Raw genomic sequence first — 14579 nt, 5'->3', positions numbered from 1 at the left:
AACGTGCGGGGTCAGTTCGCCTGCCGCCCGCTGTGGATCTGATACATGGTGTCTCTGCCGGGCTGGTCAGAGTTCGACGGCGAGGAAGTCGGCGAGTTCGACGAGTTGTGGGGACAGGCCGCGCTTGCGTCGGGTGACGAGGGTGGTGGCGATGTCCCGGGCGTATCGCTGGTAACGCAGCCACTCCGGGGCGGCCTGCTTGATGCCCATCAGGATGTCGGTGGCCGGCGCGTAGTCGCGCTGTTCGGTGTGGGCGGCGGCGAGGTCGAGCAGGTGGCGGTTGCGGTTGTTGGAGGTGGACCGTGCGGGGGCGGTGACCTGTCCGGAGAGCTGGAGGGCCTTGCCGTACTCGCGCAGGACCATGGCGTTCTCGACCTCCTTCATGGCCACCGTGTTGGGGCCGAAGGTCGTCCAGTACTCGTGGTAGTCGATCACGTCCCGGCCGACCAGGACGGCGGCGGCCTTGGCCTGCCGAAGCATCTCGTCCGCCTCCGGAGTGCGGTTGTTGCGCACGGCCGCTGCCGATCCCCGCAGCAGCAGCCAGCCCCACGTGCCGAGATGGCTGGCAGTGGAGTGCCGGAAGGACGGCTCGATCGCGTCCGCCGTGGCGACGGCCACGTCTTCGGCTTCGTCGAAGCGGCGCTGCCGAAGCAGCAGCCAGCACAGCGAGACCACCGCGGACGCACCGAGGACCTGGTTGCCGCTGCGCTCGGCCAGGTCGATGGCCCGGCTCAGCGCCTGGTAGGCGAGATCGTCATGCCGAAGGTGGATCAGCGTGGACCCAGCCAGCTGGTACGCCTGCGCCTGCACTTCCAGCGCCGCCAACCTGGCCTCACCCTCTGCCAGTTCGGCGACCTGGGCAGCCTCGGTCAACACGCTCGGCAGAGCTCCCAGCGTCGCGGCGTAGTCATCGCCTTGGTAGAGGCGGTTACCTTCGCGCACCGACGCGCGTACCCCGGTGATGGTCGGGGCGTCTTGAGCGTCATCAGCGTGGGTCACCCGGCCCAGGCCCCGGGCGGGTGTGATCACCCGACGGATCGCCAGAATCCCGGCCGGGTCGACCTCCGGGGCGACCGGTGCCTCGATCGGACCGGTCTGCATGAGGTCCGTCGTCTTCACGCCCAACGCCTGGGCGAGCTGGCGCAACGTGCCCATGCGGGCGCTCTCGCGGTCGTTGCGCTCCAGCTTCCGGATGGTCGCCACCGACACCCCGGACGCCTCCGCGAGCTGCTCCTGCGTCATGCCCCGACGTCGGCGCAACCGCCCGATCCGGTCCCCGATGCTCTCCGCCATGGCCACCCCTGAACCTGCGACTTCGTTCCTCACCAACGGTACGCCGCCCGCCAAGACCCGGCGTGAACAGCGGACGACCATAACCGACCGGGTGATCCCGCTCGTCAGGACCGCTGGGGTCAGCCGGGCTTCCGTGTTGTCGTCCTCTTCGGCTTGGCGCCGGCCTCCAGGGCTTCGATGCGCTCGCGCATCTCCTCGATCTGCTCCAGCGCGTCCTCCAGGACGTCGGCCAGGTGCTGGATGCGCTGGCGCGTCATCAGCTCCTCCGGAGACGGGCCGCTGTAGGTCTCCAGCGCGCCCGGGACCGCCGTGAGCTGGCCGACGGCAACAGCCTCCACGACCCTCATGCCGCCCGTCTCGGTGGGGACGCCGCGACGGATGCGCGTGCCCTCGCCCTCGACCAGCAGGAGGACGAGCGCGTGGTGGGCGGCCTGCTCGTCGATGCCGAACATGTCGGCGACCTGCTGATCGGTGAGCTCGGTCCCCTCCTGGAGTGTCCCGTCTGCGATCTTCTTTGCCAGCTGCTCGTAGGCGAGGCGCGATGCCATCGTCGGGTCGTCCGCACTCCGCACGAAGACCTCCGGCGCGCTGCCGGACACGTCGCGGGTGAGCCACCGCTCGTCGAGGAGCTTGCGGATGGCCGCGTCGACCGCCGTGACGGGAGCGCCGTATTGCTCGGCGAGGCTTTCGCGCGAGGGCAGCTTGATCCCGGGGGTGAGGTCGCCGGCGCGGATCTGGCGCTCCAGGTCTGCGCTGATCGTCTGGTAGGCGCGCTCTAGGTCGACGGTCTGGCTGACGAAGGTGCCCTTGCCGGGCTTCGAGACCGCCCAACCCTCCTCCCGCAACAGGGCCATGGCCTTCTGCACGGTCAGGCTCGACGCCTTGTAGGTCTTCATGAGCTGGCTCTGCGAGGGCAGCAGCTGTCCTGGCCGCAGGGCGTTGTCCCTGATCTGCTGCTTCAGGTCGTCGGCGATGCGCTCGAAGGTCAAGCGAAGGCCATCGGGCTGGGACACCAGTCCCCCTCTGTCGGGTGTGCGGGTTGAAGGCGGAACGGTGCCAACCGCATCCGCCGGTCACCAGGGTAGTCAGCCATGGATGGGGTGGAAACCATTCGGATAGGGATGGACTTGGATGGGGTCGGATGGAGTGTGCTAACGTTCCGGCACGTGATCGCACCAGCGGCCACACGAACCCCACCCGTTCCCGGAGGAACACATGCGCAACATCCCCGTCGACACCACCGGCGCGACCGCGATGCTCGGCGTCGTCCGCGACAAGGTGAAGGACTTCCAGACCGGCGAGATCGCCGTCGACAAGGAGACCGGCGCCAAGCTGCTCGTCGCGGACGTGATGTTCGTCCTCGACGGCCGCGCCGAGATGATCTCCGTCACCATTCCCGAGACCGGCCTCGCCAAGGGCACCACGCCCGGCGCGCTCGTCGCCTTCACCCGGCTCGTCGCCACCCCGTGGGAGAACAACTTCAACGGCCAGGCCCGACACGGCATCGCCTTCCGCGCCTCCGCCATCACCGCGAAGGCGGCCTGACCATGCTGACGACCACTCCGTACATATCGCCCGACACCCTGCTCTGGCTGCTCGTCCCGGCCACGGCCCTGCTGCTGGGGCGGATGGTCTTCGTCTCCGTGCGCTGGCTGCGCGCCGACACCGAGACCCGGATCAGCCTCGGCCAGGCCCGCCGCATCCGACGCACCTGGAAGCGCCTCGCCCCCATGGCCGACCTCGCCGCCAAGGACGCCACCCCGATCGGCCTGGAGCACCTGAACACCGACGGCAAGCCGATCAAGCCGAAGATCCGAATTCCCCGGATCACCACCAAGGCCGACGAGTTCGGCGTCACCGTCACCGCCACCACCCTGCCGCGCGTCGGCCTGGAAGCCTGGCAGGACGCCGCCGACGACCTGCGCAACGGCTGGGGCATGACCCGAGTCAAGATCACCCAGCCCAAGCCCGGCCAGATCACCGCACGCGGATTCCGCCGCGAACCACTCGACACCCTGATGCCCTCGCCGCTGTTCCGGGCCGACGGCACTGTCGCGGTCCAGCCCGGCTCGCTCAGTACGACCGATGACGTGCTCTTCGGCTGGGACGAGGACGGGCAGCGCATCCGCCTCAACCTGGCCAAGAGCGCCCACGGCCTCATCGCCGGGGTCACCAGGTCCGGCAAGTCGATCACCGTCAACACGCTCCTCGCCTACGCCTCGCTCATGCGGGACGTGCAGCTCGTGGTGATCGACCCCAACCTCGCGGCAGCCGCGCCCTGGTGGCGAACCGCCCACAAGGTCTCCGCCTCCGTGCATCCAGACGAGGCGTCCGACGTCCTCGCCTGGGTCCGGGAAGAGATGGACCGCCGCGAGAAGCTCTTCTGGTCCGCCCGCACCGACCGCATCACCGCGTTCAGCAAGGAACTGCCGCTCCTGCTGGTGGTGATCGACGAGGTCGCCAACTACACCCGCCACTCCGACCGCAAGGCACGCGAACGGTTCGAGGCCCAGCTACTCGCCATCGCCAGCCAGGGCGCCAAGTTCGACATCCGCCTCTGGCTCATCACCCAGAAGCCCTCCGCCGACGTCCTCTCCACCGCGATGCGCACCAACCTGTCCGCGCGCATCTGCCACCGGGTCGACACCGTCGAGGACTTCCTCCACCTCTACCCCGACGGCCGGGAGCTGGAGGTCAGCGCCGCCGACCGCGAGATGCCCCAGGGCGTCTCCATCGCCTCCATCGGCGACATGCGCACCCCCGTGCGGATGCGCTCGGTCTACCTGCCCACCGAAGCGTGCTGGCAGATCAGCGACGCCATGTGCCGCTCCGGACTCCAGCTCCGCGACCTGCCGACCGGCACCGACTTCGTGAAGGCCGCCTGATGCGCGCTCACCTCCGCTTCCGTGCCAGATCCCGGCGGCCCTCCGCCGCCCGCAGACCCCATCCCGGCAGGGGCGTGACCTCCTACCTCCGCCCCTGCCGGGGCCCTCCCCTCCACTACCTCCGGCGCCGCACGCCCGCGCCGTGACGCAGAAGGGTCATGCCCTCATGACGTTCCCCACCCCCGACACCCCGACCGCCCCTCCGCTGTCGCCGCAGGACCTGGCCTCGCTCGGCTCCCTCGGCAAGCTCCCCAGCCTGGTCCGCCAGCTGAGCACCCTCGGTGGGTGCTCCCGCCCGGTCCGCCTCGACGGCCACCGGACCGAGGTCGACACCGCGACCGGCCTCGTCCTGCGCCACCTCGGCTCCGCCCAGATGCCCGCCGGCTGCCTGCTCGTCCGCTGCGGCAACCGCCGCGCCACCCGCTGCCCGTCCTGCGCCGAGGTCTACCGCCAGGACACCTTCCAGCTCATCACCGCCGGCCTGCGCGGCGGCAAGACCGTCCCCGACATTGTCGGCCGCCACCCTCGGGTGTTCGCCACCTTCACCGCGCCATCCTTCGGCCCCGTCCACAACCGCCCCACCGGCAGCTCGAACGCAGCCCGCCGTTGCCGCTGAGGCCAGGCCCACGCGGAGGACGACCCTGCCCTCGGCTCGGCCCTCGCCCCGGACCGCTACGACTACCAGGGCGCGGTGCTCTGGAACGCCCACGCACCCGCCCTGTGCTCCCGGTTCATGCTCAACCTCCGCCGTGAGGTCGCCCGCCTCGCCGGGGTGGCCCAGCGCAAACTGTCCACCGTCGTCAAGGTGTCGTACGCCAAGGTCGCCGAGTACCAGCGACGCGGCCTCGTTCACTTCCACGCCGTCATCCGCCTCGACGGACCGGAAGGCAACACGTCCCTCCCACCCAACTGGGCCACCGTCGACATGCTGACCGACGCAATACGCGCTGCCGCTGCCCGAACTTCCGTCGTCGGGCCGGAACTCAGCGGCGAGACAACCACCTTCGAGTTCGGTACCCAGCTCGACGTACGCCCCATCCGGACCGCCGACTTCGACGGTGGCACCCAGGTCACCGAGCGGGCCGTCGCCGCGTACATCGCCAAGTACGCCACCAAGGGTGCCGAGGGAGCCGCCGGAACCCTCGACCGCCGCCTCCGGCTGATCGGCGAACTCGCCCAGTGGGACATCCCCGTCCACGCCGAGACCATGATCCGCACCGCCTGGGACCTCGGAGCCCGACCCGAACTCGCCGACCTCAAGCTCAGGTCCTGGGCGCACATGCTTGGCTTCCGAGGCCACTTCTCCACCAAGACCCGCACCTACTCCACCACCCTCGCGGAGCTCCGCCAGGCCCGCGCCGACTGGCAACGCGCACAGGCCACGCCCCCGGCAACCGGGCCCGACGAGACCTCGACGCTCGTCCTCTCGCACTGGGCGTTCTCCGGCATCGGCCTCACCCCCGAACTCGCGCGACTCGCTGCTGCCGTGGCACCGCCGAGCAAGCGGACGGGAGTGGCTCTCGGTGCGTGACGACGAACTCCTCACCGTCCCAGAGGTCATGGCCCGGCTCAAGATCAGCCGCTCCACCGTCTACGACCTGCTGCGGTCGAGCCAACTCGCCTCGATCACCCTCGGCCGCGCCCGGCGCATTCCCGCTCACGCCCTCACCGACCTCATCCGCACCCGACTCGAACAGGACGCCGCCTGATGACCACACCCCGCGACACCCCCGCCTCCCGCCGCAGCCGCGCCAACGGCGACGGCACCGTCTACCAGTGAAAGGACGGGCGCTGGGAAGCCGCTGGATACGTCCTCGCGCCTGGCAACACCCGTAAGCGCGTCCGCGTCTACGGCACCACCCGCGCCGAGGCCTCCGCCAAACTCACCGAGAAGATCGCCACCAGCAACCGCGGTGTCCCGGTCGTCTCCGCGCAGGGCAGCTTGGCGGCGTACCTGACGTACTGGCTGGAGAACGTCGCCGTCCACCACCTCCGCGAGACCACCCACGCGCGCTACACCGCCTGCGCCAACCAGTACCTCATCCCCGGCCTCGGCAAGAAGAAGCTCGCCAAGCTCACCGCCAAGGACGTGCGCACCTGGCTCAACCAGCTCCGCACCACCTGCCAGTGCTGCGCACGCGGCATCGACGCCGCCCGCGACCAGCCCCGCTGCTGCGCGACCGGCACGTGCTGCGGCAAGCGGCTCTCACCGCTGACCCTCGCCTACATCCACTCCGTGCTCAAGTCCGCCTTGGAGCACGCAGTCCGGGAGGAAGAGATCCCGCGCAACGTCGCCCGCAACGTCCGCACCGGCACACCCCGCCCCCGCCGCTTCGAACCCCTCACTGCCGACGAGGCCCGCACCTTCCTCGCCGCCGCCCAGGACCACCGCCTCCACGCGCTGTTCGAACTCGCCCTCCGCACCGGACTGCGCAAGGGCGAACTCCTCGGCCTGCGCTGGGAAGACTTCGACCTGGACGCCAGCACGGCCAGCATCCGCCGTACTCTCCAGCGCACACGCACCGGCGGCCTGACCACCCTCCCCACCAAGACAGTCAGCTCCGAACGCCGCATCGCCCTCCCGGCCCCCTGCCTGCTCTCACTCCGCACCCACCGGAAGCAGCAGGCCCTGGAGAAGGAGAAGGCCGGCGCGGGCTGGGTGGACAGCGGCCACGTCTTCACCCGGCCCGACGGCCACCCCATCGAACCCGCCACCCTCACCCGCCACTTCAACGCACTCCTCCGCCGCGCCCGCCTCCGACAGATCCGCTTCCACGACCTGAGGCACTCGACCGCGACCCTCCTCCTGGAACAAGGCGTCGAACTCGTCGTCATCAAGGAACTCCTCGGCCACGCCCACATCGGCGTCACCGCCACCGTCTACGCACACGTCCGACTCCGCCTCCAGCGGGACGCCATCGACCTCCTCGGCCGCACCCTCGGCGGGGCCTCCGGGCCCGCCGCTGACCCCGACGACGGCGACGTCCCGCCGCTTTGTGCAGCACCCGTCCGCTGACGTTGCCGTCAACTACTGCCGTCAAGACGCCAAGAAGCCCCGCCAGAATTTCTCTGGCAGGGCTTCTTGATTATCCAGCGACCCTAGAGAGATGCCGGCGGGGCAGGTGGATTCCTAGCCCATGACTCGGCATCGCAATGAGTGCAATGGACTCGCGCCTCGTTCACTGATTCCGTCTGTCCGAGATAATCCACGGCGAGGACACCTTGGCGGCAGTTAGGGCACTCTACGCGCGATGTCGGGTCCTTCAAAATGGACGACACCGCCGAGATCCACTCACGCATTTCCATATCACCCACATCCCCACGTCGAGTACGCCTTGTTCGCAAAGTCGAACGCCGACTGGGTCTCGCCGCTGGCCAGTTCAGCACTCACGCCAGACGCCGCCTGCGAGGTAGAGAGCCTGTGCATCTCGTGCAGTACGGTCTTCCCTGTCTCAGCCTCGCTAGAAAATGCCTCCGGGCCCATAGCGAATCCATGCTCGCCAAATAGTGTGAAGCCGGAGCTGGGAAGTCCGGGCTCATAGACCACGGTAACTCCATTCACGGAAATCTGCGCATACTCACCGGCGGCATGGGCGCCCCTGAGCGTCGCAAACTCAGGTGACCTATAGATACTCTGGGCTTGTTGCGAAATCTGCTGCTCGGCCGGAGTGAGACCGTCTCCTCCGGAGTTATGAACCAGGACCGGCGTCGCCCCTGCGAGTACATAGTACGTGTGGAGTCCGCGGATGGTGAGGTTGTATGCGGCCCTGGGTTCGGTATGCCTGGTGGTCGCGGCTTCTACGGTGTACTTTTCCCCGTCACCACCGAGGAACTGGTGTCCGATCTGGACGTCCTGCGCGTCGACCCAGCGGCTGTCGGTGGCGTCCCAGAAGGGGTGGTGTGCCGTAGAGGTGATTTTCTGCGGGCCCGATGAGCTCAGCACCGTCAGATCGGTGAATTCGGAGTCGTCTGCGGTGACGATGGTTGCGCTTACGGGTTCGGCCTGCGTCGTTCCGGTGGTGGGATCAGTCGCCAGGACGAGGTCGCCGTTGTCCAGGTGCTCGATTTCCTTGGTCGAGCCGTCGGCGAGGAGGACGCGGGTCCCTGCCGGGAAGCTGTTCTTTCCGGTGAGGCACCCCGGGAGCTGGAGACGCTCGGCGAAATCCGAGTTACCGAAGATCTTTCCGCCCAGTCCGGAGCTTTCCGCGAGTTTGTCGAGTGCCTTGTCCTTGATGCGCCCTGCCCCGTTTTTCGCGAGACTGGAGGCACCGAGCGCGGTGAGCTCTCCCAGGGCGTACGCGTAGTCGCCGTTCGCAACGTCCTTGCCTATTTGGACGCCCTGACTGACGATCCCTTCGACCCTGCTGACGGGGTCAAAGGCTTCAATTGTTTCACCACAGGACCTGCCGACGTGGTCCCAGACGCACCCCTTGATGTCCGATCCCATCTGTTTGACGGAGTCGACCATTCCGCCGAATACGTGGCCCACCCCGTCCAGGAAACCTGGCCTGCTCTTCTTCGAGCTCTTGGCATTGCGCAGGTCCTGGGAGGTGGTATTTCTGGCGTTCTTCTCCCCTTCGACGTATTCGTGCGTGCCCGTCTCGGTCGCGCAGCTGTTGGTCGCGCAGTGGGCAGCTGGTGCGGGCCCTATGTAGGGGGTGGTGTCGCACGAGGCGCCACAGGCGGGATACATCAAGCCGCTGGGGTCACTGAGGGTGAGGGGGTTGTTGCCGCTGTAGGTGTAGGAGGCGAGCGGTTGGGTGTTGGTGGCGATGAAGAACGGGTCGACGCTGATGAAGCGTCCGGTGGTGGTGTCGTAGTCGCGGGCTCCGAGGTGGGTGAGTCCGGTGGGTTCGTTGGTGCCGCCGAGGAAGCCGCGAGTGCCGGCCCAGGTGGTGGGCTTGGTGCCGCGGGGGGTGCCGAAGGGGAGGGTGCGGCGTTGCTGGACGGCGCCGGTGGTGGCGTCGATGTTGGTTTCGGCGGTGCCGTGGTGGTCGGCGGTCTGGAAGGTGAGGCTGTTGTCGTCGGTGCGGACGGCGGTGGCGCCGCTGAGCGCGTAGTAGCGGGTGGCGGTGGCCTTGGCGGCTCCCTTGACCAGGTTGAGCTCTGTGCTGCCGAGGTGGAGCGTCCAGTTCTCGGCCGCCGGGTCTGCGGTGTCGAGGGTGTGGGTGATCAGGCGGTTGCCGTCGGCGTCGTAGAGGTAGTCGGTGGTCTGGTTGGTGGTCGTGGTGGTGGAGCCGTTGACGCTCTTGACCGTGGCGGAGATCTGGCTGAGGTCGCCTTCGCTGTTCCAGGTCAGGGTCTGGTCGGTGGTCTTGTTGCCCGCGGGCTTGAGGTGCCGGCCGGTGGTGGCTCCGTTCGCGTTGTAGTCGTAGCTCTCCACCACGGGGGCGCCGAGGGCGCCGGTGACGGTGCTGGTGGAGGTGAGGGCGTGCGGGTGGGCGGTGGTGGGGGTGGGGTAGGTGTAGGTGGTGGTGGCGTCTTGGCCGGTGTTGCCGGTGGTGTCGTGGCGGGTCTCGGTGGCCCGGGTGCCGTTGGTGTTGTACGTCCAGCTGGTCCAGTAGGGGGCGGGGCCGCCGAGCTGGGTGCCGCTGGGCGCCGTGCAGCTGCCGGTGTTGGGGGTGTAGGCCTCGGTCAGGCGGGCCAGGTAGTCGTAGCTGAAGCACTGCCGGTCGGTGCCGGAGCGCGAGGTGTCGGTGACGGAGGTGACGTTGCCGACCTGGTCGTAGGTGTAGGCGGCGGCCCGGACCGGGTCGGCGATGCCTGCCTGGTCGGTGCGGCTGGAGGCCAGCCGCTGGGTGCCGAACTCGTAGGCGTTGGTGACGATGACCTGCTTGCCGGCGGTGCCGTTGGAGAACGTCGACTGCGTCGGCTTGCCGGTGAGGCTGTAGAGCTGCTCGGTCTGGTAGCCGCTGACGGTGAGCAGCTGGTGGAGGTCGTTGTAGGTGTAGGAGACCGTCTCGGCGGCGAGGTTGCCCGCTGCCGGGTAGGAGACGGTCTTGGCCTGGCCGTCCAGGCGGTACGTGGTGCCGCTGATGTAGCTGCCGGCCAGGGCTTCCTGACCGGGGACGGACGGGATGGTGACGGTGCTGCGGGTGGGCCGGCCCATCGTGTCGAAGAGCGAGTACGCGGTCTTGTACTCGTAGGTGGTGGCGCCGATGGTGTAGTAGCTCGAACTGCTGGACAGCTGGCCCTTGTTGCCCACCGGATCCCAGGACTGGGAGGTCAGCAGCGGGCCGGTGGCCGAGCCGTCCCGGGTCTCCAGCAGGCGGTCGGCGTTGTCGTAGACGCGGGCGACGGTCTTCCCGCGCCCGTCAGTGGTGCTGACGAGTCGGCTCAGGTCGTCGTAGGTCCTCGTGGACGTTCCGGAGTCGGGGTCCACCGCCTTCCTGAGCAGGTTGTGCTGGTCGTAGACCCAGGTCCAGACCGTTCCGGACGGGTCGGTGAGCTTGGTGCGGTTGCCGGCCGGATCGTAGGCGTAGGTGGTGGAGTCGTAGGCGCCGGTAGGCGTCGCGGACCTGTACTGGCGCAGTTCGGTGATGTGCCCGGCCGCGTCGGTGACGGTGGTGGTGGGGGTGCCGCCGGTGGGCGGGGTGACCGTGACGCGGTCGCCGTTGTACTCGGTGAGGGTGGTGCTCAACGGGGTGCCGGCGCCGTTGCCCGCCAGGGTGGTGGACTTGACGACCCGTCCGAGGCCGTCGAACTCCTGCTGGATCTGGGTCTCGACGCCGGTGGTGTCGTCGACGTTGCGCAGCGTCGCGGACGGGGCGCCGGCGGCGTAGTACGGCGCGTAGGCGAGGTAGGCCTGGCCGCGCTCGTCGTAGAAGGTGTCGGAGAGGATCCGGCCGCCGCCGGGGCCGGGTGTCTGGGTCTGGCGGGTGCGGCCGAAGCTGTCGTACAGGGTGTAGGAGGTCTGCTGGGAGCCGTCCTCGTTGAGGGTCTTGCTCGCGACCGAAGCGATCTGGCCGTTGGAGACGGTGTACGCGTACTCCTGGTCGGGGCTCTGGCTGTTGGCCTTGGAACGGTCGGGCAGCCAGACCTTCTGGGTGCGGCCCAGTGCGTCGTAGATGACGTCGGTGCGGCGGTTGTCGGCGTCGAGGGTGTCGGTTACCTGACCGCGCAGCAGGTCGTAGTCGGTGGTGACGGTCTGCTTGGTGGCGGCGTCGCCGGCTGTGACCGGCGGGGAGGTCACCACTGCTCTGGTGGGTCGGCCGGTGGCCGGGGTGTAGGCGGTGGTGGTGGTCCGGGGGTTGGACAGCGCGGTGGTGGCCGGGCTGTTGGCGCCCGTGAGGTCGAACACGGTCGAGGAGACCAGCGTGGTCGCTGCCAGGACGCGACCGTAGGCGTCGTAGGAGGTGGCGCTGTCGAGGTAGGTGGCGTTGCTGCCGGTGGTCGACTTCAGGACGTGGGAGAGGGTGAGGTCTCCCTTGGTGGGCGCGACGCCGTAGGCCTGGCCGTCGAACCGGAAGCGGGTGTCGGAGAGCACGGCGGAGGTTCCGTCGGCCTTGGTGGTGCGGTCGACGCTGGTGGAGCAGTTCGCGGCGACGGTTTCGACTCGGGACGTTCCGGTCAAGAACCAGGCCGCCGTGTTGTCGAGGTAGGTGGTGCGGGTGCACTTGTCGTCGTCGGGGAGGGAGACGTCTCCGAGACTGTCCACCGTGGTGGCCCGACCGTAGTCGTCGAAGGTGGTGTTGGTGCGGGTCTCGCGCCAGGAGGCGCCGGCACCCTTGTCGAGCGAGGTGAAGGTGCGGGTGCTGCTGACGCCGGTCATGTTCGCGGTGGTGGTGCCCCAGTCACGGACGCGCTGGGCGGTCTGCTTCTTCCACGGGGCGCTGACCGTCTTGGACAGGACGAGACCGCCGGGCTTGTCGTACTGCTCGGTGCGGTAGGCGAAGCCGGCCCAGGCGTTGTCGTCGGTCAGGGTGGTGCCCTGGCCGTCGTTGACGGTGACGGTGCGCTTGCTGTTCTTGTCGGCGGGGTTGTTGCGGTCGCCGTCCATGCCGCGCAGGAAGAAGTGGTCGGTCTGGGTCGACATGGCGGCGTTGCTGCCGGTCTGCACCCGGACGTGGGCGTAGCCGCGCCACTGGGACCAGGTCTTGAGCTTGTCCTTGGTCAGGCCGTCCTCGTCGTCGAAGTGCCAGGCGGCATCACCGAGGTAGGTGTAGCGGGTGACCATGTCGGGTGCGTGGCCGCTCTTGTCGCCGGCGGTGATGGAGTCGACGACGTACTTGTTGAACCACTCGGTGGTGACGGGGGAGGTGTCGGAGGCCTGGTACATCTGCGGGAAGCAGCGGGTGGTGTTGCTCTGCGGGGTGGGCAGTGCGGCCCAGTCGCAGGGCGCGGCCGAGTAGTTGACGTCGATCTGGCCGCCGAGCTCGTCGGTGACCGTGCCCAGGCGCTGCTTGATGAAGGGGGCGCGGCCGTCGCCGGTCCTGTCGAGGCGGTTGGCCATCTGCCGGTAGGACAGGGTGGTCGCCGGGAGGGAGACGGCGGGGGTGGCGGCGTTGCCGGTGTGCTTGATGCTGTCCAGCAGGAGCTGGTAGTCGTAGTCGGCGGTGCCCCACTTGTGGGTCAGGTCCCAGGTGTCCACGGCCTGGTAGGTGCCGTTGGCCTGGAGGGTCTTGGCGACGACCTGGACCAGGCGGGTGCGGGTGAAGAAGGTCGGCGAGAACTGCGTGGTGCAGTCGGTGCCGTCCTTGCAGTTCTGGTCCCACGGGGTGTCGTACCAGTACTGCCGGTTGGTGTCGATCGACGCCGCGTCGCACAGCGAGGCGGTGGTCTCCAGGCAGCGCTCGGCGGTGCCGAAGTCGACCCGGGCCATCGGCTTCACGGTCGACGAGTAGATGTCGTTCTTCTGCTGGCCGTACTCGATGTGGTCGAGGTGCCCGCCGCGGACGTAGGGGGTGCGGTTGGCGGTCTTCAGGTTGCGGCTGTAGTTGTTGGTCTCGGGGGTGTACCAGTAGGTGATGTCGTTGCCGTGGGTGTCGACGACCAGGTCGAGGTTCCACCGCCAGCCCTGCTGGCACCAGGAGGTGTCGAAGGTGGCGCCGTTGCAGGGCTCGCCCGCATTGTTGCCGAAGACGGGGACGGTGTAGACGGACTTGGTCTCCGGCTGGCCGCTGGTCCAGTTGGGCAGGCGGTTGTAGCCGAAGTAGTAGCTGGTGCCGTCGGTGGTGGTGGCCTTGAAGTACTCGCCGTTGTTGTCGCCGTTGCCGCGTGCGCCGTCGCGGATCCGGACGACCTTGGTGTTGTCGTCGCCCTTCAGCCGCCACTCGTCGGCGGACACCGGGATCAGCTCACCCGAGTGCCCCGCGAAGGAGATCGTGGCGTTGTCGGTGCCCCAGCACTGGTCGCCGGGGCTGACGGTGCCGGTCTTGGGGGCGCCGTCGTCCGCGCACGGCTTGTAGGAGCGCTCGACGAAACCGGGGGACAGGTCGAAGCCGTCACCGGCCCAGGACGCCTGGTTGTTGCTGTTCGCGGTGCGGCCGTCGACCGCACCCGAGTCGTACGACAGGCCGATGCCCGGGGTGAGGCCGCCGGGCATCGGAGTGAGCGGCATGCTGTAGGACCAGTCGAACGAGCCGCTGTTCAGCGAGGTCGACCAGGACGAGGCGCTGGCCAGCGGGGTCGCCTTGTAGTCGCCGCTCGGACCGGCGGTCCCGGCGGTGGCGGCGAGGACGACGACGCCCTCGGCGGCCTCGATCCGGGTGGAGCCGACCGGGGCGGCGGTCAGCGCGTCCGCCTTCAGGGTCTGTGCCTCGGTGTCGTTGCCGCCGGGCAGCGGGGTCTGGCTCCGGCACTCGGCCAGCTCGGGCGTGGTGAGTGCGCAGTCGGGCAGCCGCACCAGCTTCAGGCGGGAGCCGAAGCCGGAGCCCGCGGCCTGCGCGAACGAGGAGTAGTCCACGCTGACACCGGAGCTGTCGCTCACCCCGGTGACGGTGAACAGCACGCCGCTGACACCGGCCTTCGCGGCCGCTTCCTGCCCGAGCACCTCGACCTGAGCCTGGCCGACCGCACCGGAGGAGGTGATCGAGACGGGCAGCTTCCCGGCCTTCACGGCCTTGCCGCGCTCGCCCGGCACGTCCACGGTGGCGCTGCCCTTGCCGGGCAGGGTGCCGTGCTTGCCGTCGACCTTGCTGACGGTGGTGTCGGCCTTGGGCGCCCTTGGCTTGGTGTCGTGCCCCTTCACCGGCTTCTCGGAGGAGACCACGGGGGGCTTCTTGTACGGCTCCGCGGCCGCGACGGCGGCCATGGGCAGGGTCGGCAGCAGCGACCCCACCAGGGTGGCCGCTATACCGGCGGCCACTTTCCCTCGGGTCCGCCGGACGGCGGATCTTCCTGCTTTCATGGGCCACTTCCCTTGGAGCGGGCCCGTTTCCGGGCATGGCGAGAGGTCGGGCC

General features: G+C 68.9%; 6 protein-coding genes and 2 pseudogenes. 5 read left to right on the top strand and 3 right to left on the bottom strand.

All coding sequences use genetic code 11. The annotated features are described in order from the left end of the window. Positions 1 to 66: 66 nt before the first annotated feature. Positions 67 to 1293, bottom strand: coding sequence for a helix-turn-helix domain-containing protein (locus tag QSK52_RS22015; RefSeq protein ID WP_285737845.1), 1227 nt, complete (start codon positions 1291 to 1293; stop codon positions 67 to 69). 119 nt (positions 1294 to 1412) lie between these two features. Next, positions 1413 to 2282 carry a GntR family transcriptional regulator gene (locus tag QSK52_RS22010; protein ID WP_285737844.1) on the bottom strand — a complete coding sequence of 290 codons (870 nt, stop codon included), beginning with the start codon at positions 2280 to 2282 and terminating at the stop codon, positions 1413 to 1415. Positions 2283 to 2508: 226 nt separating this feature from the next. Here QSK52_RS22010 and QSK52_RS22005 point away from each other — a divergent pair, with 226 nt between their 5' ends. The 5 genes and pseudogenes from QSK52_RS22005 (at position 2509) to QSK52_RS21985 (ending at position 7194) form a co-directional block, all read left to right on the top strand. Further along, positions 2509 to 2838, top strand: a complete 330-nt coding sequence (locus QSK52_RS22005) for a hypothetical protein (protein WP_285737843.1) — start codon at positions 2509 to 2511, stop codon at positions 2836 to 2838. A 2-nt stretch (positions 2839 to 2840) separates the two neighbouring features. Continuing rightward, positions 2841 to 4178, top strand: a complete 1338-nt coding sequence (locus tag QSK52_RS22000; protein WP_285737842.1) for an FtsK/SpoIIIE domain-containing protein — start codon at positions 2841 to 2843, stop codon at positions 4176 to 4178. A gap of 166 nt (positions 4179 to 4344) precedes the next feature. After that, positions 4345 to 5709, top strand: a pseudogene (locus tag QSK52_RS21995) (replication initiator). Continuing rightward, positions 5702 to 5887: a helix-turn-helix domain-containing protein gene (locus tag QSK52_RS21990; RefSeq protein WP_285737841.1), complete on the top strand. Its 186-nt coding sequence runs from the start codon at positions 5702 to 5704 to the stop codon at positions 5885 to 5887. The pseudogene QSK52_RS21995 and the gene QSK52_RS21990 overlap by 8 nt, the downstream one beginning before the upstream one ends. Then, a pseudogene (locus tag QSK52_RS21985) lies at positions 5887 to 7194 on the top strand (tyrosine-type recombinase/integrase). The gene QSK52_RS21990 and the pseudogene QSK52_RS21985 overlap by 1 nt, the downstream one beginning before the upstream one ends. Before the next feature lie 291 nt (positions 7195 to 7485). On the opposite strand, the gene QSK52_RS21980 reads toward QSK52_RS21985, so the two are convergent. After that, positions 7486 to 14484: a polymorphic toxin-type HINT domain-containing protein gene (locus QSK52_RS21980; RefSeq protein ID WP_285737840.1), complete on the bottom strand. Its 6999-nt coding sequence runs from the start codon at positions 14482 to 14484 to the stop codon at positions 7486 to 7488. Positions 14485 to 14579 lie beyond the last annotated feature (95 nt).

This window comes from Kitasatospora phosalacinea (genome assembly GCF_030268885.1).
GTDB lineage: Bacteria > Actinomycetota > Actinomycetes > Streptomycetales > Streptomycetaceae > Kitasatospora > Kitasatospora phosalacinea_C.
Note: the sequence above shows the minus strand (reverse complement) of the source record. Positions and strands in the feature narration are given on the sequence as shown.